At 72.2% G+C, this 25651-nt stretch carries 24 protein-coding genes; 13 read left to right on the forward strand and 11 right to left on the reverse strand.

Features of this window, described 5'->3' with window-relative positions; translation table 11 throughout:
* Nucleotides 1–98: 98 nt before the first annotated feature.
* From ACZ6ZP_RS20875 to ACZ6ZP_RS20915, 9 genes are all read left to right on the forward strand, one after another.
* Nucleotides 99–1667, forward strand: a complete 1569-nt coding sequence (locus tag ACZ6ZP_RS20875) for a polyamine aminopropyltransferase (RefSeq protein WP_351167050.1) — start codon at nt 99–101, stop codon at nt 1665–1667.
* 46 nt (nt 1668–1713) lie between these two features.
* Entirely contained in the window at nt 1714–2529 is an 816-nt protein-coding gene (locus tag ACZ6ZP_RS20880) for an SRPBCC domain-containing protein (RefSeq protein ID WP_469407819.1), read from the forward strand.
* Between the two features lie 160 nt (nt 2530–2689).
* The gene (locus tag ACZ6ZP_RS20885) at nt 2690–3487 is read left to right on the forward strand and encodes an aldose epimerase family protein (RefSeq protein ID WP_469407820.1); all 798 of its coding nucleotides are present in this window, start codon (nt 2690–2692) and stop codon (nt 3485–3487) included.
* A gap of 10 nt (nt 3488–3497) precedes the next feature.
* Entirely contained in the window at nt 3498–4052 is a 555-nt protein-coding gene (gene pyrE / locus ACZ6ZP_RS20890; RefSeq protein ID WP_361466389.1) for an orotate phosphoribosyltransferase, read from the forward strand.
* 114 nt (nt 4053–4166) lie between these two features.
* Nucleotides 4167–5198, forward strand: a complete 1032-nt coding sequence (gene fbaA, locus ACZ6ZP_RS20895; protein WP_351167042.1) for a class II fructose-bisphosphate aldolase — start codon at nt 4167–4169, stop codon at nt 5196–5198.
* Nucleotides 5199–5277: 79 nt separating this feature from the next.
* Nucleotides 5278–5691: a DUF3151 domain-containing protein gene (locus ACZ6ZP_RS20900; RefSeq protein WP_351167040.1), complete on the forward strand. Its 414-nt coding sequence runs from the start codon at nt 5278–5280 to the stop codon at nt 5689–5691.
* Between the two features lie 158 nt (nt 5692–5849).
* A complete protein-coding gene (locus ACZ6ZP_RS20905; protein WP_383815822.1) occupies nt 5850–6671 on the forward strand; it encodes a tryptophan 2,3-dioxygenase family protein in 822 nt (273 codons plus the stop codon).
* A complete protein-coding gene (kynU, locus tag ACZ6ZP_RS20910) occupies nt 6664–7878 on the forward strand; it encodes a kynureninase (RefSeq protein ID WP_351167036.1) in 1215 nt (404 codons plus the stop codon). The genes ACZ6ZP_RS20905 and kynU overlap by 8 nt, the downstream gene beginning before the upstream one ends.
* Before the next feature lie 167 nt (nt 7879–8045).
* Entirely contained in the window at nt 8046–8939 is an 894-nt protein-coding gene (locus ACZ6ZP_RS20915; RefSeq protein WP_351167034.1) for an alpha/beta hydrolase family protein, read from the forward strand.
* A 16-nt stretch (nt 8940–8955) separates the two neighbouring features.
* Here ACZ6ZP_RS20915 and ACZ6ZP_RS20920 read toward each other — a convergent pair whose 3' ends face one another.
* From ACZ6ZP_RS20920 to ACZ6ZP_RS20940, 5 genes are all read right to left on the reverse strand, one after another.
* Complete coding sequence (locus tag ACZ6ZP_RS20920) at nt 8956–10191, reverse strand: cytochrome P450 (RefSeq protein WP_469407822.1); 1236 nt, start codon at nt 10189–10191, stop codon at nt 8956–8958.
* A 19-nt stretch (nt 10192–10210) separates the two neighbouring features.
* Nucleotides 10211–10879 (reverse strand): response regulator transcription factor, encoded by a 669-nt coding sequence (locus ACZ6ZP_RS20925; RefSeq protein WP_351167030.1) that lies wholly within the window; start codon nt 10877–10879, stop codon nt 10211–10213.
* A complete protein-coding gene (locus ACZ6ZP_RS20930) occupies nt 10876–12201 on the reverse strand; it encodes a sensor histidine kinase (RefSeq protein WP_351167028.1) in 1326 nt (441 codons plus the stop codon). Before ACZ6ZP_RS20930 ends, ACZ6ZP_RS20925 begins: the two co-directional genes overlap by 4 nt.
* 199 nt (nt 12202–12400) lie before the next feature.
* The gene (locus ACZ6ZP_RS20935) at nt 12401–14017 is read right to left on the reverse strand and encodes an ABC transporter permease (RefSeq protein WP_366461567.1); all 1617 of its coding nucleotides are present in this window, start codon (nt 14015–14017) and stop codon (nt 12401–12403) included.
* Entirely contained in the window at nt 14014–14937 is a 924-nt protein-coding gene (locus tag ACZ6ZP_RS20940; protein WP_399975758.1) for an ABC transporter ATP-binding protein, read from the reverse strand. The genes ACZ6ZP_RS20935 and ACZ6ZP_RS20940 overlap by 4 nt, the downstream gene beginning before the upstream one ends.
* Before the next feature lie 92 nt (nt 14938–15029).
* Here ACZ6ZP_RS20940 and ACZ6ZP_RS20945 point away from each other — a divergent pair, with 92 nt between their 5' ends.
* Complete coding sequence (locus tag ACZ6ZP_RS20945) at nt 15030–15530, forward strand: GbsR/MarR family transcriptional regulator (protein ID WP_351167022.1); 501 nt, start codon at nt 15030–15032, stop codon at nt 15528–15530.
* Nucleotides 15531–15573: 43 nt separating this feature from the next.
* On the opposite strand, the gene ACZ6ZP_RS20950 is transcribed toward ACZ6ZP_RS20945, so the two are convergent.
* Entirely contained in the window at nt 15574–16431 is an 858-nt protein-coding gene (locus ACZ6ZP_RS20950; protein ID WP_383815838.1) for a diacylglycerol kinase family protein, read from the reverse strand.
* Between the two features lie 131 nt (nt 16432–16562).
* Between ACZ6ZP_RS20950 and ACZ6ZP_RS20955 the strand changes: the two genes are divergently transcribed.
* Nucleotides 16563–17846: an adenylosuccinate synthase gene (locus ACZ6ZP_RS20955; RefSeq protein ID WP_351167018.1), complete on the forward strand. Its 1284-nt coding sequence runs from the start codon at nt 16563–16565 to the stop codon at nt 17844–17846.
* Between the two features lie 4 nt (nt 17847–17850).
* Here the strand turns inward: ACZ6ZP_RS20955 and ACZ6ZP_RS20960 are convergent, their stop codons facing one another.
* The 4 genes from ACZ6ZP_RS20960 to ACZ6ZP_RS20975 all read right to left on the reverse strand — a co-directional run bounded on the left by ACZ6ZP_RS20960 (nt 17851) and on the right by ACZ6ZP_RS20975 (nt 22647).
* Nucleotides 17851–19386, reverse strand: a complete 1536-nt coding sequence (locus tag ACZ6ZP_RS20960; RefSeq protein WP_469407825.1) for a substrate-binding domain-containing protein — start codon at nt 19384–19386, stop codon at nt 17851–17853.
* A gap of 135 nt (nt 19387–19521) precedes the next feature.
* Nucleotides 19522–21465, reverse strand: a complete 1944-nt coding sequence (locus tag ACZ6ZP_RS20965; protein ID WP_469407827.1) for a serine/threonine-protein kinase — start codon at nt 21463–21465, stop codon at nt 19522–19524.
* 79 nt (nt 21466–21544) lie between these two features.
* A complete protein-coding gene (locus ACZ6ZP_RS20970) occupies nt 21545–22048 on the reverse strand; it encodes a MarR family winged helix-turn-helix transcriptional regulator (RefSeq protein WP_351167012.1) in 504 nt (167 codons plus the stop codon).
* Complete coding sequence (locus tag ACZ6ZP_RS20975) at nt 22045–22647, reverse strand: DJ-1/PfpI family protein (protein WP_469407828.1); 603 nt, start codon at nt 22645–22647, stop codon at nt 22045–22047. The genes ACZ6ZP_RS20970 and ACZ6ZP_RS20975 overlap by 4 nt, the downstream gene beginning before the upstream one ends.
* 161 nt (nt 22648–22808) lie before the next feature.
* On the opposite strand from ACZ6ZP_RS20975, the gene ACZ6ZP_RS20980 reads away from it, so the two are divergent.
* Complete coding sequence (locus tag ACZ6ZP_RS20980) at nt 22809–23474, forward strand: DUF4956 domain-containing protein (protein WP_351167008.1); 666 nt, start codon at nt 22809–22811, stop codon at nt 23472–23474.
* Nucleotides 23471–24286 carry a VTC domain-containing protein gene (locus tag ACZ6ZP_RS20985; RefSeq protein ID WP_351167006.1) on the forward strand — a complete coding sequence of 272 codons (816 nt, stop codon included), beginning with the start codon at nt 23471–23473 and terminating at the stop codon, nt 24284–24286. Before ACZ6ZP_RS20980 ends, ACZ6ZP_RS20985 begins: the two co-directional genes overlap by 4 nt.
* Here ACZ6ZP_RS20985 and ACZ6ZP_RS20990 read toward each other — a convergent pair.
* Nucleotides 24216–25580, reverse strand: a complete 1365-nt coding sequence (locus tag ACZ6ZP_RS20990) for a sensor histidine kinase (RefSeq protein WP_351167004.1) — start codon at nt 25578–25580, stop codon at nt 24216–24218. The two genes, ACZ6ZP_RS20985 and ACZ6ZP_RS20990, sit on opposite strands and share 71 nt — an antisense overlap.
* Nucleotides 25581–25651: the final 71 nt, after the last annotated feature.

The raw sequence follows: 25651 nt of genomic DNA on the forward strand, positions 1-25651 counted from the left end.
CCAAGTGCCCCTTGCCGCGCCCCTTTTACACCTCTGACGTCGAGGTGCACCCTTGTGGGTGACTGGACGTGAGAGTTCGGTGACGTAGCGTTCCCAAGGTGATCGAGCCGTCAACGCAGTTACCCGTGACGCCCAGGACGGGGCGGTTCCTCGTCCTGGCGGGCGTCTTCATCTGCGCGGCCTGCGGTCTGGTGTACGAACTCGAACTGGTCGCCCTCGCCTCGTACTTGATCGGTGACTCGGTCACCCAGGCGTCGGTGGTCCTCTCGGTGATGGTCTTCGCCATGGGCATCGGCTCCCTGCTCGCCAAGCGCCTGCGATGCCGGGCCGCGGTCGGCTTCGGCCTGGTCGAGGCCGCGCTCGCGCTGGTCGGCGGGCTGAGCGCGATGGCGTTGTACGCGGCGTTCGCCTGGACCGGCGACCGGGGCGAGGTCTGGGCGGGCGGCTCGCGCTATCTGCTCGTCGCGTTCTCGCTCGCCATCGGCCTGCTCATCGGCGCCGAAGTGCCGCTCCTGATGGTGCTCATCCAGCGGATCAGACGGCAGGACCCCAGCGGAGCCGTGTCGGACCTGTTCGCCGCCGACTACGTGGGCGCGCTGGTGGGTGGCCTCGCCTTTCCCTTCCTCCTGCTCCCCCTGCTCGGCCAGCTGACCGGGGCGCTGATGACCGGCTCGGTCAACGCGATCGCGGGCGGCGCGCTCGTCTTCGGCCTGTTCCGGCACGACCTGAGCGTGCGCGGCCGCTGGGCGCTGCTCGTCGCGAACGTCACCGTCCTCGGCGTGCTCGCCGCCGCCGCCGTGCTCGTCGGCGACTTCGAGGCGGCGGCGCGCCGGGCGGTCTACGGCAAGGACGTGCGGGTCGCCGTGCAGACCGACGTCCAGGAAGTGGTCCTCACCGGCGGCAGGCACGATTCGCTCGACCTCTACCTCGACGGGCGGCTGCGCGTCAGCGGCCGCGACGAGCACCGCTACCACCGGGCGCTCGTCGGCCCCGCGATGAACGGCCCCCGCGCGCGCGTGCTGATCCTCGGCGGCGGCGACGGCCTCGCGGCGCGCGAGGTCCTTCGGCACCCGGGGGTGCGGCGGGTGGACGTCGTCGAACTCGATCCGGGGGTCGTGCGGCTGGCGCGCCGCGATCCGGCGCTGAGCGAGCTGAACGAGCAGGTGTACCGCGACCCCCGGGTGCGGGTGGTGCACGCCGACGCGTTCCGCTGGCTGCGCTCGCCCCCGCGTACGTACGACGTGGTGATCTCCGATCTGCCCGACCCCGGCATCACCGCGAGCACCAAGCTCTACTCCCAGGAGTTCTACGGCCTGGCGTGCCGGGCCCTGGCCGCGGGCGGACGCCTCGCCGTGCACGCGGGCCCGGTCGCGGCCAGGCCCCGCGTCTTCTGGACGGTGGAGGCGACGCTGCGGGCGGCGGGGCTGCGGACCGAGCCCTACCGCGTGGGCGGCCGGATCTCCGGGTTCGCGGCGGGCCCCGACCGGACGGCGGACGGTGCGTCGGCGCCGCGCGACTGGGGCTTCGTCCTCGCGGCGAGATCCGGCCCGGTCCTCGCACCGCACCGGACGGCCGCGCTGCTGCGGGTGGGCGTGGCGTCCGCCGAACGGACCAGGGTGCGGGGGCTGGCCCCCTCCACTCTGGTGCACCCGCGGTACGCGAACTGACGAACTGACGTACATGGTCTCGGCCACGTGGGTAGGCTCGACTGCCATGGAGCATGAGGTGTTCGTTCCGGTTCCCGCCGACCGCCTGCAGCAGGTGCTGAGCGACCCCGAGCAGGTCGTCGGGGCGGTGCCCGGCCTGCAGCGCGACGCGGACGAGTCCGCGTCGCCGCTCTCCGGCCGCCTCAAGGTGCGGGTCGGCGGCCACACGATCACGTACCGCGGCGCCGCGCGCGTGGCCGCGCGGGGCGACGGGTCCTTCGCGATCGAGGGCGAGGGTGTCGAGGTGCGGGGCGGCGGCTCCGTGAAGCTCTCGCTGTCGGTGCGGCTTGCTTCCCTCGATTCCGCCGAGGACGGTTCCGGGACCCAGGTGGTCTTCTCCGGTACGGGTGCGGGGGAGGGCCGCGTCGCCGAAAGTTCTCCACAGGCTGTGGAGGGCGCGGTGCGGCGGCTGCTCGACCGTTTCGGGGAGGGCCTGGGGCGGATGGCTTCGCCGGAGACCGAGCCGGATCCGGAGCCGGAGCTGGAACCGGAGTCCGTGACGCTGGAGACCGAGATCGTCGAGGCGCCCTCCGTCTTCGAGACGGATGTGCCGCCGTCGTCGTTCGACGCGGAGTCCGACGAGGGCCTCGGGGACGTCGAGGAGATCCTGGTGCCGCCCGCGGAGGCCGCGCATGCCCGGCGGACGATGATCGGCCGGAGCGCGGAGGAGGTCGACCACGCGCCGCCCCGGGGGCGGTACGCGCCCGCGCCCGCCGCCGAGTCGATGTCCACGAGGGCCACGCTGCGCTGGGCCGCGCCCGCGGCCGCGGTGGCGGTGGCCTCGGCGATCGTGGTGGGCCGAGCACTTCGCCGCAGGCGCTGATTCTGGCGCGGGGGCCTTGGCCGCCGTCAATCACCGGCTCCGCCGAGTTCGTCCTCAAACGCCGGACGGGCTGATAGTGGTGGGCCCCCGCGCCGAGCGGGTTTGTGGGAAGGGGTGGGGTTGGGGAAGAAGAAAAGCCCCTGCCCGTAGGGTCGACCCCGTGAGTAGCGAAGACGTGACACTGACCGCGGGTGACGCGGAAGTCACCGTGCAGCCGGGGAACGGCTGCCGGGTGGGAAGCCTCAGGATCGGCGGCGTGGAACTGCTGCGGCAGGGCGAGCGCTACGGCTGCTTCCCCATGGCCCCCTGGGCCGGCCGCATCCGCGAGGGAAAGTTCCGCAACGGCGGCACCCTCCACCAGATGCCCCTCAACTCCCCGCCCCACGCCATCCACGGCTTCGCCAGGGACGCGCCCTGGCGCACCGCCCGCGCGGGGAAGACAGAGGCCGCGTTCACGTACGACCTCACCGACCCCTGGCCCTACGAAGGCCGCGTCACCCAGCTCGTCGAGCTCACCGAGGACTCCCTCACCCTCACCCTCGGCATCGAGACGTACGGCGACTCCTTCCCCGCCCAGGCCGGCTGGCACCCGTGGTTCAACCGGAACCTCGAGCAGCAGGACGTACGCATCGGCTTCGACCCCTCCTGGCAGGAGAAGCGCGGCGACGACCACCTGCCCACCGGCCACCGCGTCGCCCCCACCCCCGGCCCCTGGGACGACTGCTTCGGCATGCCCGACGGCGTCGACGTCACGCTCACCTGGCCCGAGCGGATCGAGCTCAACGTCAAGAGCCGCGAGCAGTGGGTCGTCGTCTACGACGAGCAGGAAGCCGCCGTCTGCGTCGAGCCGCAGACCGGCCCGCCGGACGGGCTCAACACCCTGCCCCGCCTGGTCACCCCCATCGACCCCCTGGAGACGTCGACGACCTGGACCTGGACGCGGCTGAAGCAGCTTTAAGCTGGCAGGCATGACTGACGACGTACGTGGCGCCCTGCTTCAGCAGATCAAGGACAAGGCCGTGGTGCACGGCAAGGTGACCCTCTCCTCGGGTCTCGAAGCCGATTACTACATCGACCTGCGCCGCATCACCCTCGACGGCGAGGCCGCCCCCCTGGTCGGCCAGGTCCTGCTCGACCTCACCGCCGACCTCGACTTCGACGCCGTGGGCGGCCTCACCATGGGCGCCGACCCCGTCGCCGGCGCGATGCTGCACGCCTCCGCCGCCCGCGGCAAGCGGCTTGACGCCTTCGTCGTGCGCAAGGCCGCCAAGGCGCACGGCATGCAGCGCCGCGTCGAGGGCCCGGACATCAAGGGGCGCCGCGTTCTCGTCGTCGAGGACACCTCCACCACCGGCGGCTCCCCGCTGACCGCCGTCGAGGCCGTGCGCGAGGCCGGTGCCGAGGTGGTCGGTGTCGCGACCATCGTGGACCGCGCCACCGGGGCCGGCGAGAAGATCACCGACGGCGCCGGGGTGCCGTACCTCTTCGCGTACTCGAAGGACGACCTCGGCCTCAGCGACTGAGGACCCGCGTCCGGGCGGAGCCGCCCGGCACATCTGGAAAGATGGGGGCGACGATGACGTCGCCCCCTTAGGTCAGGGCCAAGCACACACCCGCACATCACAAGGAGCGGACACATGCCCATCGCAACCCCCGAGGTCTACGCCGAGATGCTGGACCGGGCGAAGGCAGGCAAGTTCGCCTACCCGGCCATCAACGTGACCTCCTCGCAGACCCTGCACGCCGCTCTGCGCGGTTTCGCTGAGGCCGAGAGCGACGGCATCATCCAGATCTCCACCGGTGGTGCGGAGTTCCTGGGCGGCCAGCACAACAAGGACATGGTGACGGGCGCCGTGGCCCTCGCCGAGTTCGCGCACATCGTCGCCGCGAAGTACGACATCACCGTCGCGCTGCACACCGACCACTGCCCCAAGGACAAGCTGGACACCTACGTCCGTCCGCTGATCGACGTCTCCGCGGAGCGCGTCAAGGCCGGCCGCAACCCGCTCTTCCAGTCGCACATGTGGGACGGCTCCGCCGAGACCCTCGCCGACAACCTGGCCATCGGCCAGGAGCTGCTCGCGAAGGCCGCCGCCGCGAAGATCATCCTCGAGGTCGAGATCACCCCGACCGGTGGCGAGGAGGACGGCGTCACGCACGAGATCAACGACGAGCTCTACACGACCGTCGACGACGCGCTGCGTACGGCCGAGGCGCTCGGCCTGGGCGAGAAGGGCCGCTACCTGCTCGCCGCCTCCTTCGGCAACGTGCACGGCGTCTACAAGCCGGGCAACGTCGTCCTGCGTCCCGAGCTCCTCAAGGACCTCCAGGAGGGCGTCGGCGCCAAGTACGGCAAGTCGGCGGGCGCGCAGCCCTTCGACTTCGTCTTCCACGGCGGCTCCGGCTCGACCGCGCAGGAGATCGCGACCGCCCTGGAGAACGGCGTCGTGAAGATGAACCTCGACACGGACACGCAGTACGCCTTCACGCGTCCCGTCGCCGACCACATGTTCAAGAACTACGACGGCGTCCTGAAGGTCGACGGCGAGGTCGGCTCGAAGAAGACGTACGACCCCCGCACCTGGGGCAAGGCCGCCGAGGCGGGCATGGCCCAGCGCGTCACCGAGGCGTGCGCGAACCTGCGCTCCACGGGCACGAAGCTGAAGTAGGCACCACCGCGTCCGCGTACGGGCCCGGCATCCTTCCCTGGGTGCCGGGCCCGTACGCGTATGGAGCAGACTGGAACCCATGGCCATTCACAAGGATCTGCTCGGGGGACCGCCCCCGACCCACCTGCCCGACGACCCGGAGCCGCGCGAGCTCCTCGCGAACGGCGCGGCGCCCGCCGACGTCGCCGCGAAGTACCCGACCTCCTCGCTCGCCTGGGCGCAGCTCGCCGACGAGGCGTTCGAGCGCGGCAGCGTCATCGAGTCGTACGCGTACGCCCGCACCGGCTACCACCGCGGCCTCGACTCGCTGCGCCGTGCCGGCTGGAAGGGCCACGGCCCGGTGCCGTGGGAGCACGAGCCGAACCGCGGCTTCCTGCGCGCCCTGCACGGCCTCGCGCGCGCCGCGCAGTCGATCGGTGAGCAGGAGGAGTACGAGCGCTGCTCGGGCTTCCTGCGGGACTCCTCCCAGACGGCGGCCGAGACCCTGGGCTGACCGCCGAAGACGCGCTCGACCTGCCTGGACGCCACTGTGACCAGGCAGGTCTTGCCGTTTCGTGGGATGTTGCGGAGGATGCCGGTGGGGACCGGGGCCCCCGTGTCGGTAACGGCAGGGGCGGACCGCTACCCGGAGTACGTATCAAGGAGATCGCGATGTCCCAAGAGGCGGACACCCCGAACCTCGACTTCGCAGGAACCACCCCTTACGAGGACTACGTCCAGGCGGACGTCCTCACGCACCTCCAGCACCTGCGCTCGGACGACCCCGGCGAGATGGTCTTCCTGGTCACCACCCAGGTGATGGAGCTGTGGTTCACGGTCATCGTGCACGAGTGGGAGACCGCGTCGCACGCCCTGCGCCGCGACGACATCCCCACCGCCGTGGCCGCGCTCAAGAGAAGCCTCCGCGAGCTGGAGGCGCTGAACGCCTCGTGGCGCCCGCTCGCCCAGCTGACCCCCGGGCAGTTCAACTCCTACCGTTCCGCGCTCGGCGAGGGCTCCGGCTTCCAGTCCGCGATGTACCGCCGCATGGAGTTCCTGCTCGGCGACAAGTCCGCGTCCATGCTGGTGCCGCACCGGGGCGCGCCGCGCGTCCACGCGGAGCTGGAGAAGGCGCTCCAGGAGCCGAGCCTGTACGACGAGGTGCTCGCCCTGCTCGCCCGCCGCGGCCACGCCGTCCCCGCCGCCGTGCTCGAGCGCGACCTGACGCAGAGGTACGAGCCGTCGCCCGAGGTCGAGAAGGTGTGGACGGACCTCTACGCAGGGGACGAGCACGACGAACTCGCCCGCCTGGGCGAGACGTTGACGGACGTCGCCGAGCTGGTGTGGCGCTGGCGCAACGACCACCTGGTGGCGACGCGCCGCGCGATGGGCTCCAAGACGGGCACGGGCGGCTCGGCGGGCGTGGCCTGGCTGGAGAAGCGCGCGACGAAGAACGTGTTCCCCGAGCTGTGGACTGCGAGGAGCCATGTCTGAGACCGGCCTCAGGGCGCGGGCGGCACAGCGGGACGCCGAGGACGAACTCCGCGCGAAGCGCAAGGAGTTCGTCCTGGACGACACCGTCTACCTGGACGGGAACTCGCTGGGCGCGCTGCCCGCCGTCGTCCAGGAGCGGGTCGCGGACGTCGTCTCCCGCCAGTGGGGCCGGCTGCGCATCCGGTCCTGGGACGAGAGCGGCTGGTGGACCGCCCCCGAGCGCATCGGCGACCGCATAGCCCCCCTGGTGGGGGCCGCCCCCGGCCAGATCGTCGTCGGCGACTCGACGAGCGTGAACGTCTTCAAGGCGCTCGTCGCGGCCGTGCGCATGGTCCGTGACTCGGACGAGGGGCGCGACGAGATCGTCGTTGACGCGACGACCTTCCCCACGGACGGGTACATCGCCCAGTCCGCCGCGCGGATGACCGGCTGCCGTCTGGTGCCGGTAGCGCCGGGCGAGGTGCGCGGTGTTCTCGGCCCGCGCACGGCGGCCGTGCTGCTCAATCACGCCGACTACCGCACCGGACGCCTGCACGATCTGCCCGGCCTGACGTCGGCCGTGCACGACGCGGGCGCGCTCGTGGTGTGGGACCTGTGCCACACCGCGGGAGCGCTGCCCGTCGGGCTCGACGCGCACGGCGTGGACCTCGCGGTCGGGTGCACCTACAAGTACCTGAACGGGGGGCCGGGCTCACCCGCGTACATCTACGTACGGGCGGATCTCCAGCCCCGCTTCGACTCCCCGCTGCCCGGCTGGAACTCGCACGCCGAGCCCTTCGGGATGCGGCCGGAGTTCGAGGCGGCCGACGGCGCCGTGCGCGGGCGGGTCGGCACGCCCGACATCCTCTCGATGCTGGCCCTCGACGCGGCGCTCGACGTCTGGGACGGGGTGTCCATCGAGTCCGTACGGGCCAAGTCCCTCGCCCTGACGGACTTCTTCGTCGAGTGCGTGCGGGCCTATGTCCCCGAGGGCCGGGTCGAGGTGCTCACCCCGGCCGCCCACGCGGAGCGCGGCAGCCAGGTCGCCCTGCGGTGCGAGGACGCGGGCGACGTGATGCGGCGCCTGGTCGAGCAGGGCGTGGTCGGCGACTTCCGGGCGCCGGACGTGCTGCGGTTCGGCTTCACTCCGTTGTACGTCGGCTTCGCCGATGTGGAGCGGGCGGCCGGTGTGCTGGCGCGGACGTTGGGCGAGGCGAAGGGCCTGTAGCCCGGCACGGATTCCGTCCCGGATTCCGCCCTGGGTTCCGCCCCTTTCCGGGCGGGATCCGGGGTGGCTCCCCGGTATCGGGAAGGGGCGGGGTAGGGGAAGATCAAAAGATCAGGACCCCCCAGCACATCCACTGCCCCCGCCCCCACCCGCAGAGAGGTTGTCGCATGCCGGACGACGCCGCCGCAGCCCGCGTTGCCGCCGTCGAGGCCGATGCCGCCGAGGCCGACGCCGCCTTCTCGCACCCCGCGGTGCCGCCCGACGCCACCGCCGCGTACGGCGAACATCCCGACCAGGTGGTCGACTTCTACGGACCCCGGATCGCCACGGAGGCCCCCGCCCCCCTCGTCGTCGCCCTGCACGGCGGCGCCTGGCGCGCCCCGTACGACCGGCAGCACCTCACGCCCTTCGTGGACTTCCTGGCCAGACGAGGCTTCGCCGTGGCCAACGTCGAGTACCGGCGGGGCAGTTCGATCCCCGCCCAGGGCGGCGGCCCCGCCGCGGGCCGCTGGCCGGAGACCTTCGACGACGTCGCCGCGGCCTTCGACGCGCTGCCCGCGCTCGTGGCCGAGTTCCTGCCGTCGGCCGACATCCGCCGCACCGTCGTCACCGGCCACTCCGCGGGCGGCCACCTCGCCCTCTGGGCCGCGTCGCGGCACGTGCTGCCCACCGGCTCCCCGTGGCGCATCGACCGGCCGGCCCCCTTCCGGGGCGTCGTGGCCCTCGCGCCGATCGCGGACCTCCGTGCCGCGCGGGAGCTGGACGTCTGCTCGGACGCCCCCGTCCAACTCCTCGGAGGCGAGGGGAAGTTCGAGGAGCGGCTCCCGCACGCCGACCCGGCGGCCCTGCTGCCGACGGGCATCGCCACGGCCATCGTCCAGGGGCGTACCGACATCGTCGTGCCGCAGGCCGTCTCCGAGGCGTACGCCGACGCCGCGGCGAAGGCGGGCGAGGTCGTCGGGGTCACGCTCCTCGAAGACGTCGGGCACTTCCCCCTGATCGACCCGGCGGCCGACGCGTGCGCGGTGGTCGCGGAGGAGATCGCACAGCTGGCGTTCTGAGGCCGGGCTACGGGACTCAGACCTCTACGAGGAGCTCCCGTAGCCCCCGGATCACGAAGTTCGGCCTGCGCTCCGGCTCCGCGGCGAGCTTCAGGTCCGGCGCCCGGCGGATCAGCGCGCCCAGCGACGCCGCGAGCTCGATGCGGGCCAGGGGTGCGCCGATGCAGTAGTGGATGCCCGCGCTGAAGGAGATGTGCGGGTTCTCGGCGCGGGCCAGGTCCAGTTCGGCGGGGGCGGTGAACACCGCCGGGTCGTGGTTGGCCGAGCCGAAGAGGAGGGCGACCTCGCTGCCGCGCGGGATCACGGTGCCGTCGATCTCGATGTCGTCCAGGACCCACCGCTCGAAGAGCTGCAGCGGGGTGTCGTAGCGCATCAGCTCCTCCACGGCGGTGGGGATCAGCGCTCCGGGGTCCGCGCGCAGGGCGGCCAGCTGGGCCGGATGACGGAAGAGCGCGTGCCAGCCGTTGACGGTGGCGTTCACCGTCGCCTCGTGCCCCGCGTTGAGCAGCAGCACGCAGGTGGAGATCATCTCCTGCTCGCTGAGCGACTCCCCGCCCTCGTACGCGGCGATGAGCCCCGAGATCAGGTCGTCGCCGGGCTTCTCGCGCCGCACGGCGATGAGTTCGCGCAGGTACGCGGAGAATTCGAGCGAGGCGGTGACCGCGCGGGCGGCGGTCTCCTCGGAGGGGTTCAGCTCGTACATCCCGCAGATGTCGCCCGACCAGGGCCGCAGCTGGTCCCGGTCGGACTCCGGGATGCCCAGCATCTGCGCGATGACGGCCACCGGCAGCGGCTCGGCGACGCGCGCCGCCAGGTCCCCGCCCCCGTCGGCCACCAGATCCCGTACCAGCCGATCGGCCAACTCCTCGACGTACGGCCTGAGTTGCTCGACCGTACGCGGAGTGAATGCCTTCGACACCAGGCGCCGGATGCGGGTGTGGGTCGGCGCCTCCAGGTCGAGCATGCCGTTGTCGTTCAGGACGTGGAACGGCTCGTGCTCGGGCGGCGGCGCCTGCCGCCCGAACTCCTCGTGCGTGAACCGGTGCAGATAGGTCCGCCCGAGCCGCCGGTCCCGCAGCAGGGCCGACACGTCCGCGTGGTGCGGGACGAGCCACTGGTCGGTGGGCTCGAAGTGGTGCACCCGCCCGGCGGCCCGCAGCTGCGCGTAGGCCGGGTAGGGGTCGGCGATGAACTCCGGCGACCAGGGGGCGAAGGCGGCGATGGAGGCGACGGGAGCGGAGTGGGCGTCCATGAGGGGACGGTAGTCGGGGTCAGCCGGGGGTGACCAGCCTTGCCTCGTACGCGAAGACCGCCGCCTGGGTGCGGTCCCGCAGGCCCAGTTTCACCAGGATGCGGCTCACGTGGGTCTTGATCGTGGACTCGGCGACCACGAGGCGCGATGCGATCTCCCCGTTGGACAGGCCCTGCGCGATGAGGACGAGGACCTCCGTCTCGCGCTCGGTGAGCTCGCCGTACTGCTGGGCCTGGACCGTGGCCGACAGGCGTGGCGTCTCGCCGAGCTTGGAGAACTCGGTGATGAGGCGGCGCGTGACGGAGGGGGCGAGCAGGGCTTCCCCGGCGGCCACCACCTTCACCCCGTCGGCGAGCTGGCGTGCCGAGGCGTCCTTGAGGAGGAAGCCGGAGGCGCCCGCGCGCAGCGCCTGGTAGACGTACTCGTCGAGGTCGAAGGTGGTGAGGACGAGGACCTTCGACGTGACGTCCGCAGCGACGATCTCGCGGGTCGCCTCGATGCCGTTCAGGACGGGCATGCGGATGTCCATCAGGACGACGTCCGGGGAGAGTTCGCGGACCCGGTCGACCGCCTCGCGGCCGTTGACGGCCTCTCCGACGACCTCGATGTCCGGCATCGCGTTGAGCAGGACGGAGAAGCCCTCGCGGACCATCATCTGGTCGTCGGCGATCAGTACGCGGATCGTCATTCCTGGCCTCCGGTGGGCTCCGACGCGGACGCGACGGGCAGGAACACGGTGACTTCGTAGCCGCCGTCGGCGGTCTCCTCGGTCGTCATCTCGCCGTCCAGCATCGTGACGCGCTCGCGCATGCCGGTGATGCCGTGGCCGGCCCCGGGTGAGGGCTTGACCATGCCGGTCGCGGGCCCGTTGACGATGCGCAGACCGAGGCCTCCCAGCACGTATCCGACCTCGACGCGGGCCGTGGCGCCGGGGGCGTGGCGCAGGGTGTTGCTCAGCGCCTCCTGGACGATGCGGTACGCGGAGAGCTCGACGCCCTGCGGGAGTTCGCGGACCGCGCCGGTGACGACCTTCTCGACGTCAAGGCCGGTCTCGCGGACGTTCGCGATGAGCCGGTCGAGGTCGCCGAGGGTGGGCTGCGGGGCGTCCGGCGCCTCGTAGTCCTCCGCGCGTACGACACCGAGGACGCGGCGCAGCTCCGTCAGCGCGGCCACGGCGTTCTCGCGGATGGTGACGAAGGCCTGCTCCAGCTCGGGGGGCGGGTTCTCGACGCGGTAGGGCGCGGCCTCCGCCTGGATGGCGACCACCGACATGTGGTGGGCGACGACGTCGTGCAGTTCGCGGGCGATCGTCGTGCGCTCCTCCAGGAGCGTGCGCTTGTCGCGCTCGATCGCGGTGACCGTCCGCTGCACGGTGACCTCGCGGTGGGCCTCGCGGCGGATGTGCACGAGGGAGGCGGCGAGGAGGAGGAGGGCGGAGAAGAAGAGCATCTCCGGGAGGTTCGTGGTGTAGCCCGGGCTGAGGAAGACCTCGGCGGCGACGCCGTAGAGGGCGGTGCCCACCCACATCCACGCGGCGGTGCGGGGGCGGGTCCGCAGGGTGATCACGGTCATCACGGCGAGGTGCGCGAGGAAGAGGCTGGCGGTCCACGGATAGCCGTCCCAGCCGCCGCTGAGGGCGCCGGCGAAGGGCGAGACCGCGATCAGGACCCACCAGGCACCGACGGGCCTGAGGAGGGTCATGCCGACGGCGGCGGCCGGGACGAGGCCGGTGACGATGTAGTCGAGGCCGCCGGATTCCTCGGAGTAGGCGATGGCGAAGGTGAGGAAGGCGGCGGCCATGACCGCGGCGTGCGGGGCCCAGCCCGCGTACTGGCGTATGCGGGCGGGAAGACGCCCGATCACGGGTCCGTCCGTACGCATCATGGGCAGCGGTCGGTAGGCGAAGGCGCCCCGGAAGAGATCCTGCCGAAGCCCTCCGAGCGCACCCACGGCCAGCTGGACCTCTGGGCTGCGGGTACTGCTGGGGGCGGTCTTGGTCGCATCAGTCACGCTTACGAAGGTACGGGGGCGGGCAGGGGCGGTCGTCCCCTCAGGGACGGGTTCTCCGGGGTCCGTCGCAGGTACTACGCGGGGACGCGGGCGCGGGGCAATCGGGCGGGTGGGCGGGAAGGGCCTGTTCGTCCAGGGATGGATGCGGGGTGATCGGGCGGGTGGGTGGGAGGGCCTGTTCGGGCAGGAGACTGCCGGGCTACGTCGTCAGGTCACGGCGGCGCAGGCCGGCCAGACCGAGGGAGGCCAGCGCCGCCGCAAGGGCGAGGAGCGCCCCCACTGGGCCCCAGGTCACCGCGGAGCCCGGCAGCTTCGGCAGGTGGCCGAAGGGCGACAGGTCCATCACCAGCTCCGGAAGGTCCAGCGCGGGGCCGAGCCAGCCGAGGGCCAGGCAGACCCCCGCCACCCCCCAGGCAGCCACCGCAGCCCGCGGGAACGCCCCCACCAGGAGCACGGCGAGCCCGCCGAGCGCCCAGATCGCCGCCACCTGCACCAGGCACGCCCCCATGATCGGCCCGAGGTCATCCCCGTACCCGAGAGCCAGTCCCGCCCCGCCCACCAGCATCAGCAGCAGCGCGCCACCGAAGGCGATCAGCAGATGGCCCGCGGCCCACCGCAGCCGGCCCACCGAGCCCGCGAGGACCGGCTCCGCCCGCTGCGACGTCTCCTCGCCGTGCAGCCGCAGCACGGAGGCGACGACGTACAGCGAGGCGACCATCCCCAGCATGCCGACCATCGTGGCGAGGAAGGCGTCCGTGAGGCCGGACTGGCCGCCCATGCGCTCGATGACGGCGCGGGTGTTCTGGTTGTCGCCCACGATGTCCGCCGCGCCCTCGGTCATCCCGCCGAACACCACCCCGGCGATCAGGAAACCGAGCCCCCAGCCGAGCACGCTGCCCCGCTGCAGCCGCCACGCGAGCCCGCCCGCGGTGGCGATCGAGCCCTGCGCGGGACCGGGCCGGGTCGGCAGGAAGCTCATGCCGACGTCGCGCCGCCCCGCAAGCGCGTACGCGACCGCGCCCTGCGCCACGATCGCGGCGGCGGTCAGGAGCAGCACCCACCACCGCTCCCCGGCGAAGGCCCGGACGTTCTGCGCCCACCCCAGCGGGGAGAGCCAGGTCAGCACGGATTCGCCGCCCCGCGTTCCCGCGTCACCGGCCGCCTTGAGCACGTACGCGGCGCCCAGCAGTCCCGCGGTCAGCCCCTTGGCGAGCCGCGCGCTCTCCGTGAACTGGGCGACGATCGCCGCCATGGTGGCGAAGAGCATGCCGGTGCCCGCGACGCCGAGCCCGAGCGCGAGCGCCCCGGCCGAGCCCTGCCCGGCCAGGCCCCCGGCGATGAGCAGCCCGACGGCAGCGTTCGCCACGAACGCGGCGAGCAGCGCCGCGGTCAGCGGCGCGCGCCGCCCCACCATCGCGGCGGAGACCATCTCCTGGCGCCCCGTCTCCTCCTCCTCGCGGGTGTGCCGTACGACGACGATCAGGCTCATCGCGGCGGCGAGGATCGCGGCGTACACGCCGATGCGCCAGGCGGAGAGCGCGCCGGTGGAGTCCCCGAACACCGGCGAGTACAGCGCCCGCATCGAGGAGTTGGCGTTCATCGACCGCATGGCGTCGGCCCGCTCGGCGGCCGTGCCGTACGTCTGCTCCAGGGCGCCCGGCATCGCGAGGACCACCCCGGCGACGACGAGGACCCAGACGGGCAGCATGACGCGGTCGCGGCGCAGGGCGAGCCGCAGCAGGGCGCCGGTACCGGCGAGGTGACGCGCCCCGCCGGGGCGCGAGGTGAACGCGGAGGCCGCGGCGGTGGCGGTCATCGCGCACCCGCCGCTTCGGTGACACCGCCGGCCCGCACGTCGTCCTGGTAGTGCCGCAGGAAGAGTTCCTCAAGGGTGGGCGGCGTGGAGATCAGCGACCGGACCCCGGCCTCGGTCAGCGCCCGCAGCACCGCGTCCAGCTTGTCGGTGTCGACGTGGAGCTTGACGCGGTTCCCGGACACGTCGACGTCGTGCACGCCGGGCAGCCGCCCGAGCCCGTTGGGCGGCCCCGCGAGCTCGGCGGTGACGCTGGTCCGCGTCAGATGGCGCAGGTCGGCCAGCGAACCGGTCTCGACGGTCTGCCCGTTCCTGATGATGCTGACGCGGTCGCAGAGGCTCTCCACCTCGCTGAGGATGTGCGAGGACAGGAGGATCGTGCGTCCCCGGTCGCGCTCCTCCTCGACGCACGCCTGGAAGACCTCCTCCATGAGCGGGTCGAGCCCTGAGGTGGGTTCGTCGAGGATCAGCAGGTCGACGTCGGACGCGAAGGCGGCGACGAGGGCGACCTTCTGCCGGTTGCCCTTGGAGTACGTACGCCCCTTCTTGGTGGGGTCGAGTTCGTACCGTTCGACGAGGTCGGCCCTGCGCCCCTGGTCGAGGCCGCCGCGCAGCTTCCCGTACAGATCGATGACCTCGCCGCCGGAGAGGTTGCGCCACAGGGTGACGTCACCGGGCACGTACGCCACCCGCCGGTGCAGCTCCACCGCGTCGTTCCACGGGTCCTTGCCGAGCAGCTGGGCGGCGCCGGAGTCGGCGCGGAGCAGGCCGAGGAGGACCCGGATGGTCGTGGACTTCCCCGCGCCGTTGGGGCCGAGGAAGCCGTGGACCTCGCCGGTCTCGACGTCGAGGTCCAGGCCGTCAAGCGCGTGCGTCCGGCCGAACGACTTGTGCAGTCCGGAGACGGTGATTGCCTTCGTCATGTTTCGGAACGTACGCTACTTTCACAAACTTGTGAAGTTAAGGAAGCGTATAAACTTGACCACGTCCGGCGAGCAGGGGAGATGATCGGCAGATGCCCAAAAGGTCCGACGAAGAGGCGGTACGTGACGACGAGGTCGTCTCACGTTTCGTGGAGCAGTTCGCCGCGCAGCTGGTCGAGGCGGGCATGCCGAGGATGCCCGCGCGGATCTTCGCGGCGCTCCTCGCGTCGGACTCGGGCGCACTGACCTCGGCGGAGCTGGGCGAACGGCTTCAGGTGAGCCCGGCGGCGGTGTCGGGCGCCGTCCGCTACCTCACGCAGCAGCACATGGTGGCCAGGGAGCGCGACCCCGGCTCCCGGCGGGACCTCTTCCGGGTGCACAGCAACCAGTGGTACGAGGCGCTCGCCAACCGTGACGGGGTGCTCAAGCGCTGGGAGTCGGCCCTGCGCGAGGGCGTCACGAGCCTCGGCCCCGACACTCCGGCGGGCCGGCGCATGGCGGAGACGCTCGCCTTCTTCGAGTTCGTCGAGCACGAGATCGCGGGAATGCTGGTGCGGTGGCGGGAGCACCGGGAGACCTTGTTCGGCAAGTAGGCCGGGCTGCCCCGCCCCTTCGCGGCTGCGGGACCCCCGGCGGTCACCGAGGCAGCATCAAGCCCCAGGCATCGGTCCGCACCGCCCAGGTCCGGGTCCGCACAGGGCCCCCGACCATCGCGTCCGCCCGGTAGCGGAAATCGGGCCCGGACACCGTTATCGTCCGCGCCCGCACCCGCAGGGCCTCCGCCGCCGCGCCCACCGAGGTGGGCCGGACCTCGACCTCCGCGAGGCCGTCGGCCCCCGGACGCACCGAGACCCCCTCCACCGGCTGGTCCAGGTCCACCACGACCACCCCGTCCGCCTCCACCCGCAGCCGCGCGGGCGCGGGACCGGGGGCGGACGCGACGCGCGAGGGGCGCGCGAGGGTGCGGACGAAGGACTGGCACGTACGCAGCCAGGGGTGGCCGTCCACCGCCGTGCTCCCGGACGCCGACGCGGTGACGGGCGGGATGCGCAGGGTCCCCAGGACCACGCCGTCGCTGTCGTCCACGAGCAGATCAAGCCGCCGCTCGACCCCTTCGAGCACCGCACGGGCCGCCGCGACGGCCCCCGCGGGCACTCCGAGGGACCGGGAAAGCAGCTGGGAAGCCCCCACCGGAACGACCGAAACCGCACACGAATCGAGCTCCCGCTCGCGGTGCAGGACCGTGACGGCGCGCAGCAGCGCCCGGTCGTCGCCGATCACCACGGGACGCCGCGTACCCCTTCTGGCCAGGGCTTTCGCGAAATCCTCCGGCCCTTCCGGCAGGCAGATCCGGACGGCCGCACCCGCGCCGAGCACGTCCTTCGCGATCCGTACCGACTCACCGTCCGTGCGCCGGGCGACCGGGTCGATGACGACTAGCAGCTGGTCGCGAGCCGACAACGTGCGCCCCTTTTCTGAGTCCTCGGGTAGCATCTTTGTGCAAGAGCCCCTTGCGCTATTGCGCCAGGGGCTTCGTCTATTCCGGGGCAGCATCCAAGGCACACCCATATGGCGGCTACGGCCCCTGACCTTGGACATGCCCCGCCCGGAAGGGGTGTACGCCTGTGCCCGCACTTGTGCTGCTCGGTGCTCAGTGGGGTGACGAAGGCAAGGGAAAGGCCACCGACCTGCTCGGTGGCTCCGTGGACTATGTAGTGCGATACCAGGGCGGCAACAACGCCGGCCACACGGTCGTCGTAGGCGACCAGAAGTACGCGCTGCATCTCCTCCCTTCCGGGATTCTCTCCCCGGACTGCGTGCCTGTCATCGGCAACGGAGTCGTCGTCGACCCGTCGGTCCTGCTCTCCGAGCTGAGCGGTCTGAACGAGCGCGGCGTCGACACGTCGAAGCTGCTGATCAGCGGTAACGCGCACATCATCACGCCGTACAACGTGACCGTCGACAAGGTGACGGAGCGCTTCCTCGGCAAGCGCAAGATCGGCACGACCGGCCGCGGCATCGGCCCGACGTACGCCGACAAGATCAACCGCACCGGCATCCGCGTCCAGGACCTCTACGACCAGTCGATCCTGGAGCAGAAGGTCGAGGCGGCCCTCGAGGTCAAGAACCAGCTCCTCACCAAGCTCTACAACCGCCGCGCCATCGAGGTCGGCCAGATCGTCGAGCAGCTCCTGGAGCACGGCGAGAACATCAAGCGGTACGTCGCCGACACCACCCTGATCCTCAACAACGCGCTCGACGAGGACAAGGTCGTCCTCTTCGAGGGCGGCCAGGGCACGCTCCTGGACGTGGACCACGGCACGTACCCCTTCGTCACCTCCTCGAACCCGACCGCGGGCGGCGCCTGCACGGGTACGGGCGTCGGCCCGACGAAGATCAGCCGCGTCATCGGCATCCTGAAGGCGTACACCACGCGCGTCGGCGCGGGCCCGTTCCCGACGGAGCTCTTCGACCAGGACGGCGAGGACCTGCGCCGCATCGGCGGCGAGCGCGGTGTCACCACCGGCCGCGACCGGCGCTGCGGCTGGTTCGACGCGCCGATCGCGCGCTACGCGACCCGCGTGAACGGCCTGACGGACTTCTTCCTGACGAAGCTGGACGTCCTGACGGGCTGGGAGCAGATCCCGGTCTGCGTCGCGTACGAGATCGACGGCAAGCGCGTCGAGGAACTCCCGTACAACCAGACCGACTTCCACCACGCGAAGCCGGTCTACGAGATGCTGCCCGGCTGGTCCGAGGACATCACCAAGGCGCAGACCTTCTCCGACCTGCCGAAGAACGCGCAGGGTTACGTGAAGGCGCTCGAGGAGATGTCGGGCGCGCCGATCTCCGCGATCGGCGTCGGTCCGGGCCGCACGGAGACGATCGAGATCAACTCGTTCATCTAGCGGCTCAGTTCTCCCCGCACATCCGCAGTCCCACGGGCGTCTGGCACGGCAGGTGCCCGTGGGTGCGGACCACGTCCTGCCCGCTCCCGCGGACCGCGTACGCGAGGAAGCTCGACGCCAGCGAGTCGGCGGGCGGGCTGCCGTAGGTGTAGGCGTACTCGATCTCGCGGTACGGGTAGCCGCTGGACTGGATGTGGTCGATGGACGGGGTGTGGCCGTCCAGGTTCAGGCGGTGCACGCCCTTGAGGGCGGCCGTGTTGCGCAGCTCGCTGTAGCCGACCGCGCCCGGTGTCGCGGCGACCGTGTCCAGGACCTGCTCCGTGGAGTCGAGTTCGCAGCGGATCACCGGCGCCCGGGGGCCGATGTCCTTCGTCAGGCAGTCGCTGGAGGACTCCTGGATCTCCGGGGCGCCCTTGAGGACCCGCTGCTGGAGGGTGACCCGCGTGCCCGAGCTCGACCCCCGGCTGACCAGGACCACCGGCAGGTCGGGGCCGCCCCGCAGCTCCTTCCAGTTGCGGATCTCGCCGGTGAACAGGCGGCGTACGTCCTTCGTGGAGAGGTTCTTGACCGGCACCCTGTCGTTCAGGACGAGGGCGAACAGGGAGACCGCCACCCGCGTCTCGCTCAGCCGCGTGTAGCTGCCGGGGCGCGGTCCGTCGGAGAAGGCGATCACCGGCGGTGCGCCCTCGCCGGGCCCGGCGTCCGCCGCGGCCAGCTCCCGCACGCCGCCCCGGCTTCCGTGCGCGCTCACCTCGATGTGCGAGCCCTCGCAGTCCTTCATGTACTTGTCCGCGAGCTCGGTGGCCACCGGCTCGAACGCGGTCGACCCGGTCAGGGTGAGGCCGCCCGTCTGGCAGTACGAGGGCGGCGGCTCGGAGTCGGGGCGCAGGATGAGGCCCGCGAGGCCGAGGATCACCAGGCTCAGCGCGATGGCCACCCGCTGCGAGAGCCTGCTGAACACCGGCGGCTTCTCGTCGGGGGCCGCGCTGTGGTTCTCGTGCGTCTCGCCGCCCTGGATGCCGCCGATGATCGTGTAGCCGCTGTCCACGGGGCCGCCGGTCAGCAGCACGAGGAGCTTGTAGTACTCGCCCCGGTTGAGCGGCACGCGCGGGATGTGCAGCCTGCCGGACTCGTAGCCGAGGCCCGTGCCGGGCGCGAAGTGCTCCATCAGGTGGTCGGCCTCGGGCGGCAGCGTGACCGCCACCGCGCGGATGATGCGGTTCTCGAACACCGCCGTCAGGCCGTGCGGCGAGCGGCCCGTGTAGTCGGCCACGTCGATGGGCAGCGAACCGTCGTTCTCGACGCGCAGCAGCACCAGTGTCGCGTCCGACATCTCCGGGGCCTCGTCGAAGAGACCGAGGCGCGCGTTCGCGTCGCCCGTACGGACGTTGTCGCCTATCGCCGTGTCCATCTGCTTGCGGTGGCCGATGCGCTTGCGGCGCGGTACGCGGCGTTCGAGCAGCACGGGGACGAAGGCGCCGGCGATGCCGACCAGGATGGCGAGCACGGCGATGGCGTTTTCGGTGCCCAACCAGTTCATGGGCGGGACGGTAGACGCCGGATGCGGCCATCGGGCGGTGCTTGTCCGGGCGGACGGCAGCTGTTCGCCCGGCGTTCAACTACCAACGTAAAGCGCCTGGTCGGGCCGTGGATTCGGCGTAGATGAATAGGGGGCTCACCCCTCCTTGTCGTAGGTCAGCCCCTTGTCCGTGCCCGTGTTCTCGCGGTGCAGCCTGCCGTTCGAGAGCAGCGTGACCGTGCTCGCCTGGCCCGGCCTGCAGGAGGTCGCGGGCTGTCCGACGATCACGTCCGTCGGTCCGATGCGCAGGGTGTTGCCGCTCGCGGACTCCAACTTGCCCTGGAACACGCAGTGGTACGTGCCCCCGGTGTCCGTCGGGCCGTCCGCCGTGATCGAGACGACGGTGTCGCCGACCTCACCCTGCTGGAGGACGAGCTGACGGGAGTTGTGGCCCAGGTTGTTCTGGATGGAGCCGCTCCAGGTGCCGAGGAACTTGTCCGGGACTGCGCCCTCCTTGCCCTTGTCGTCGTCCTTGGACGCGGGGGAGGTCGGCGGGGTCTCGGGGTCCGACTTCTCCTCGTCGGACGGCGTGCCCGGGGTCGAAGGGGCGCTGCTGGAGGGCGAATCGGAGTTCGTGCCGCCCGCCTTCGTGCTGCCCTCGCCCTTCATCACCGCGTACACCGTGCCGCCCGCTCCTATGGCCACTATGACGGCTACCGCGATGAGCGCGGCGGTGGACCGCCCGCTGCGGCGCGGGGGCTCGCCCTGGGGGTGCACGAGAGGGCCGTACGGAGGAGTGGGCCCGTACGGAGGTGTGGGCCCGTACGGACCCTGCTGGGGGTAGCCGTAGCCGGGCTGGGGGTGCTGCTGGGGGTAGCCGTACGCCGGGCCCGGTGGGGGAGTCGGCGGTGGGGCCTGGCCCGTGATCATCGTGGGGAGGTGGTTGAGCGGGGCGGCCTGGCCCGGTCTGCCGGGCGGCGGCGGTGTGTCGCCGTCGGCGGGGCCCGGCTCGGGTCCGGCTGCTGCGGCAGCGGCGGCTCCGGCGCCCGCGGCGGCCCCGGCCCCGGCAGCCTTGGGCGCGTCGCCCGCGCCCCCGGCGGCCAGCTCCTTCGGCGGTGCGAGCGACACCGGCGGGACCGGTCCCTTGGCGGAGGACGTCTGGGACCCGCCGCTCTCGTCCGGGTTCTCCGTGTCCAGCAACTGCACCGCGTGCCGCCCCAGTTGGGCGACAAGGGCCCCCGGCAGCCAGGGATCGCGGGTCCGGCCGCCGTCGCCGAGCGTGTCCTCCGCGCCCGTCCGCTCCAGGAGCTGCTCCAGCGAGGGCCGGTCCGCGGGGTTCTTGCGCAGGCAGTCGCCGACCAGCTCGGCCAGCTCCTCCGGCAGCCCCTCCAGGTCCGGCTCCTCCTGTGCGATGCGGAACATCAGCGCGTGCACGCCGCTGTTGGCCGTGCCGAACGGCAGCGCGCCCGAAGCCGCGTACGCGAGGACCGACCCCAGGCAGAACACGTCGCACGCCGGGGTGATCCGGTCGCCCCGCACCTGCTCGGGCGCCATGAAGCCGGGCGAGCCGACGAGCGCGCCGGTGCGGGTCAGGCCGCCGTCGGTGACCGTCTCAAGAGCGCGGGCGATGCCGAAGTCGATGACGCGCGGGCCGTCGATCGTGACGAGCACGTTCGACGGCTTGAGGTCGCGGTGGATGAGGCCCGCCGCGTGAATGTCCTTGAGGGCGTTGGCGAGCCCCGCCGCGAGTATCTTCACGGACCGCTCGGGCAACGGCCCGTGGTCGTGCGAGACGACGCTCTGCAGAGAGGGTCCCGCGACATATCCCGTGGCCAGCCAGGGGATCGCCGCCTCGGTGTCCGCGTCGAGCACCGGCGCCGTCCACGCGCCGCCGACCCGCCGTGCCGCCTGCACTTCCTGCCGGAAGCGGTTCCTGAACTCCTCCTGCTCGGCGAGCTCTTCACGCACCAGCTTCACCGCGACCGTACGTCCCCGGTCGGAGCGCGCCAGATAGACGTGTCCCATGCCGCCCGCTCCGAGCCGCGCGAGCAGCCGGTAAGCGCCTATTCGCTGTGGATCCCCGGGTCCGAGCTTTTCCATCGCCGCGCCGACCTCCCCCGTTGGTGTGCAACAGATCGAGGATAGTGGGGCGGTAGGACATCGGGGCACGGACTGCCTGCTACGGCTCCGTAACGGGTTGTTCCGTATCCATGTCGGACAGCACGCGGGAAAGCCGCTCCAACACCCGCACGGTCTGGGCGAATTCCTCGTCGCCCAGCGCGGCGGCGAGCCGTGCGGCCACCTCCGCATGGCCGGGACCGATCTTCTCGACGGCGGCCAGGCCCTCGTCCGTGGGGCGCAGGAGCTTGGCACGCCGGTGGGCGGGGTTGGGCACGTACTCGGCGAGGCCGCGCCGCACGAGGAGGTCGGCGATGCGCTGCACGCTCTGCCGGGTGATGCCCATCGCCCGTGCGATCCCGGCGACGGGCAGGGGCTCGCGCAGGACCGCGCCGAGCACCTGCCACCAGGCGGCGGTGAGACCGCCGGGCTTGGCCAACTCATCGGCGATGGACAGGAGTTGGCCGTTGAGCCGGAAGGTGCCGAGGGCGGTGCGGGAGAACAGGTCCTGCTGCTCCCGCACCCGGTCCTGCTGCTCCCGCACCCGGTCGTGCTCGGTGCTCATGATTCGAGCACCTCGTACGCGGACGCGTCCGAGTCGTGGAACAGCCGGTACCAGGCATCCAGCTTCTCGCCCTCGAAGGCGCCGAGCCGCCCGAGGATCTCGCGGGCGAAGGCCACGGGCTCGGTCGGCCCCGCCGTGGTCAGGCCGCCGTCCGTGACGGCGTCGGCCTCCACGTACCGCTCGCCGCCCTTGTATCCGGTGGCCGCGAGGTAGAACGACACCGCGCTGGTGTGCGCGCGGTCGTCGAGCAGCCCCTCGCGGGCGAGCCCGGCGGTGGCCCCGCAGATCGCGGCGACGGGCACGTCCGCGTCGAGGAAGGCGCGGGCGGTGCGGCCGAAGCGAGCCAGGTCGTCGCCCGAGTCCCACAGGTCGGCGCCCGGCAGGATCAGCAGCGCGCTGTCCTCGGGCCGCAGGTCGGCGAGGGTCAGGTCGGGCTGGATGCGGACGCCGCCCGCCGTGGTGACGGGGTCGAGCGAGCCGGCGGCGACGGTACGGATCTCGTACCCGTCGCGGGCGAGGAACGCGGTGGCGTATCCGGTCTCCCAGTCGGCGAGCGTGTCGTAGACGGCGAGGTGCACGGGCAGGGGCTTGCGGGTCATGACTGCCTCCACTGGGTGGGGTGCCGCTGAGCTCTTATGTGAGCATGCTGTCAAATCGACAGCATGCTGTCAAGAGGATGATGCTCCTGGGTGGGCCGGCGCCCGGCTCGTTAACTCCCGCTGGGGGCGGCCTTAACCCGCCGTTCCCTAGCGTCCTGGTCATGGACAGCGCAGAGAACCTCGGACAGATGGCCGCCCACCTCGGACTCGACCTGGTGGCCGTGACCCTCCTGACCTTCGGGGTCTTCTATCCCCGGCACCGCAGGAGGGAGCTGGTCCCCGCCTATCTCGCCCTGAACGTCGCGCTCTTCGCCGTCGTCTCCGCCCTCGCGAGCGCCGGCGGCAACGGCGGCCTCGCGCTCGGGTTCGGACTCTTCGGAGTGCTCTCGATCGTGCGGCTCCGCTCGGACGCGCTGGCGCACCAGGAAGTGGCGTACTACTTCATCACCCTCGTCCTCGGCCTCCTCTGCGGACTTCCGGGCCTCGACCTGCCGGTGGCCGCCGGGCTCGCGGCCGTGCTGCTCCTGGTGATGTACGGCGCCGACCACCCCCGCCTCTTCGCCGGTGACCGGCGCGCGGTCATCACCCTGGACGCGGTGTACCGCGAGGAGGCCGCGCTCCGGGCCGAGTTGGCGCGGCGCCTGGGCGAGCCGCTCGGCTGGACCGTCCAGGAGGTGGACTACGTCCGTGACCTGATGGTTCTGGAAGTCCGCTTCCGGCAGCCGGAACCTTCCGAGCGGGCCGGGGAGTTCACACGGACAGCACCACGACGCCGCACGACCCGGTCCCGCACGCCTGCCGTCCCCCACCAGAAGGAGACCGTGTGAACCCCGCCGTACGCGCCATCGGACGGGCCGCGCTCGCCGCGCACCCCATCTCGCTCGACGAGGTCAACGCGCGGGCCGAGCTGCTCGCCCGCTACGACAACAGCTATCTCGTGCCGGTCGAGATCTTCGACGACCTGGCGGCGCTGCTCACGGACCCGCGCCGCGCGTCGGGCCCCTTCCGGGCCCTGAGCATCGGCGGAAAGCGCTGGTTCAGCTACCACTCGACGTACTACGACACCCCCGAGCTGCTCACCTACCACCATCACCGGCAGGGCAGGCGGCTGCGCTACCGCATCCGGGAGCGGGTCTACCAGGACAGCGGAGAGCGGCAGTTCGAGATCAAGCTGAAGAGCGGCCGGGGCGAGACGGTCAAGCACCGGCAGCGGCTGGAGGGCGACGACTGCGTCCTGGACGCCGAGCGGCAGGGATTCCTCGCGGGCGTGCTGAGCGGTTCGTACGGGATCGAGGCGCCGGGCGGTCTGACGACGGCGCTGGTCACGGAGTACCAGCGGGCGACCTTCGTCGCCGACGGGCAGCGGATCACGTGCGATGCCGGGCTCGTGGTGCGGGACGTGGCCACGGGGCGTTCGGTGGCGGCGGACTCCGGGCTCGTCCTGGTGGAGACGAAGACGCAGGGGCATCTGACGGAGGCGGACCGGGTGCTGCACCGGTACGGGGTGCGGGCCGCGGAGTTCACGAAGTACTGCGGCGGGTTCGCCGCGCTGCGGCCGGAGTTGGGGGTCAACCGGTGGGCTCGGGCGGTGCGGGTCGCGTTTCCGCGGGCGGCGGGGGCGGCGTCTGCGGGAACGTGAGGGTGACCCGGGTGCCGCGGGTCGCGTCCGACGCTATGGCGAAGGTGCCGCCCGCGTCCTCCGCGGTGCGGCGGGCGATGTCCAGGCCGAGGCCGGTGGAGCCGCCGCCGCTGGTGCCGCGTTCCGCCGCGTACGTCGGGGGGAGGCCGGGGCCTTCGTCGGCGACGGTGAGTTCGGCGTGGCCGGTCGGGGTGGTGCCGACCGTTCGGACCGCGATGCGGAACGGGGTGCCCTGGGGGGTGTGGTCCAGGACGTTGCCGATCAGGGCGTCGATGGCTGCGGTGAGGTCGTCCTGAGGGACGGGGACGGGGGTTGGCTCGTGGGGGGTTGATGTCTGTGTTGTGCGGCCCTGGTCCTCTGCCAGCGGCTGCCAGAATTCGGCGCGTTCGCGGGCCACTGCCGCCAGGTCGGCGTGCGGGGCGTCGCGGAGCGGGCGGCGGGCCTTGCGGATCACGTCGTCGACGCTGCGTTCCAGGGCGGCGACGTCCGCGGCGATGCGGTGCGCCTCCTCCGTGTCGCGGAGGGTCTCGGCGTCCAGGCGGAGGGCGGCCACGGGGGTGCGGAGACGGTGGGCGAGGTCGGCGGCGTTCTCGCGTTCGGCGGTGAGGAGCTCGTCGATGCGGGTGGCGAGGTGGTTCAGCTGGCCCGCGACCAGGCGGAGTTCGGGCGGGCCCTCGGGGGTGGCGCGTGCGGTGAGGTCGCCGGCGGCGAGGCGGTCCGCGGTGCGGGCGAGGCGGCGGGTGGCGCCGACCAGGCGGGCGCCGAGGCGGTCGGCGAGGAGCAGACCGATGAGGACGAGGCCGACCCCGATCCCGGCGAGCACGAGCCAGGAGGTCATGGTGCCCGCGTACAACTGGCGCTCGGTGAGGGTGACTTGGACGACGGCGGTGCCGTCGGCTGCGCCCTGGACGGGGACGAGGACCTGGCGGCCGCCGGTGGAGGGTTCGTAGGTGAAGGCGCGGCCGGTGCGGGCCAGGCGGATGGCGTCGGTGATGTGGGATTTTCCGTGGTGCTGGGGGCTCGGGCCGATGACGGTGTCGTCGGCCAGGACGAGTGAAGTGGCGGGTATCGCCTGGGTGTTGACGCTCTCCACGGTCTGCTCGGCGGTCTCGCGCTCGTCCGGGGTGGCGAGGGCGGGGCCGATGGCGTGCGCGACCCACTGGGCTCGGGCGGTGGCCTCGGCGGTGGTGCGGTCGGCGGCGTGGGTGCGGGTGAGGAGGGTGAGGGGGACGAGGAGGGCGGTCAGGACGAGGGCGGTGGTGGCGGCGGTGAGGAGGAGGAGGCTGCGGCGCATCAGCTGGCCCCTGGGCCTTGGGTGGAGTCCTGCTCGCCGCCGCCGCCGGTGCCGGTGCCGTTGTTGCTGCC

It is taken from the genome of Streptomyces sp. NPDC054047 (assembly GCF_055585065.1).

Coding starts and splice junctions, on each gene's coding strand:
- ACZ6ZP_RS20940 (WP_399975758.1), bottom strand. CDS start 14,937: ATGACGAAGGCAATCACCGTCTCCGGACTGCACAAGTCGTTCGGCCGG.
- ACZ6ZP_RS20900 (WP_351167040.1), top strand. CDS start 5,278: ATGGCCATTCACAAGGATCTGCTCGGGGGACCGCCCCCGACCCACCTG.
- ACZ6ZP_RS20990 (WP_351167004.1), bottom strand. CDS start 25,580: ATGCGCCGCAGCCTCCTCCTCCTCACCGCCGCCACCACCGCCCTCGTC.
- ACZ6ZP_RS20945 (WP_351167022.1), top strand. CDS start 15,030: ATGCCCAAAAGGTCCGACGAAGAGGCGGTACGTGACGACGAGGTCGTC.
- ACZ6ZP_RS20925 (WP_351167030.1), bottom strand. CDS start 10,879: ATGACGATCCGCGTACTGATCGCCGACGACCAGATGATGGTCCGCGAG.
- ACZ6ZP_RS20880 (WP_469407819.1), top strand. CDS start 1,714: ATGGAGCATGAGGTGTTCGTTCCGGTTCCCGCCGACCGCCTGCAGCAG.
- ACZ6ZP_RS20960 (WP_469407825.1), bottom strand. CDS start 19,386: ATGAACTGGTTGGGCACCGAAAACGCCATCGCCGTGCTCGCCATCCTG.
- ACZ6ZP_RS20950 (WP_383815838.1), bottom strand. CDS start 16,431: ATGCTACCCGAGGACTCAGAAAAGGGGCGCACGTTGTCGGCTCGCGAC.
- ACZ6ZP_RS20905 (WP_383815822.1), top strand. CDS start 5,850: ATGTCCCAAGAGGCGGACACCCCGAACCTCGACTTCGCAGGAACCACC.
- ACZ6ZP_RS20920 (WP_469407822.1), bottom strand. CDS start 10,191: ATGGACGCCCACTCCGCTCCCGTCGCCTCCATCGCCGCCTTCGCCCCC.
- ACZ6ZP_RS20915 (WP_351167034.1), top strand. CDS start 8,046: ATGCCGGACGACGCCGCCGCAGCCCGCGTTGCCGCCGTCGAGGCCGAT.
- ACZ6ZP_RS20935 (WP_366461567.1), bottom strand. CDS start 14,017: ATGACCGCCACCGCCGCGGCCTCCGCGTTCACCTCGCGCCCCGGCGGG.
- fbaA (WP_351167042.1), top strand. CDS start 4,167: ATGCCCATCGCAACCCCCGAGGTCTACGCCGAGATGCTGGACCGGGCG.
- ACZ6ZP_RS20965 (WP_469407827.1), bottom strand. CDS start 21,465: ATGGAAAAGCTCGGACCCGGGGATCCACAGCGAATAGGCGCTTACCGG.
- kynU (WP_351167036.1), top strand. CDS start 6,664: ATGTCTGAGACCGGCCTCAGGGCGCGGGCGGCACAGCGGGACGCCGAG.
- pyrE (WP_361466389.1), top strand. CDS start 3,498: ATGACTGACGACGTACGTGGCGCCCTGCTTCAGCAGATCAAGGACAAG.
- ACZ6ZP_RS20975 (WP_469407828.1), bottom strand. CDS start 22,647: ATGACCCGCAAGCCCCTGCCCGTGCACCTCGCCGTCTACGACACGCTC.
- ACZ6ZP_RS20980 (WP_351167008.1), top strand. CDS start 22,809: ATGGACAGCGCAGAGAACCTCGGACAGATGGCCGCCCACCTCGGACTC.
- ACZ6ZP_RS20970 (WP_351167012.1), bottom strand. CDS start 22,048: ATGAGCACCGAGCACGACCGGGTGCGGGAGCAGCAGGACCGGGTGCGG.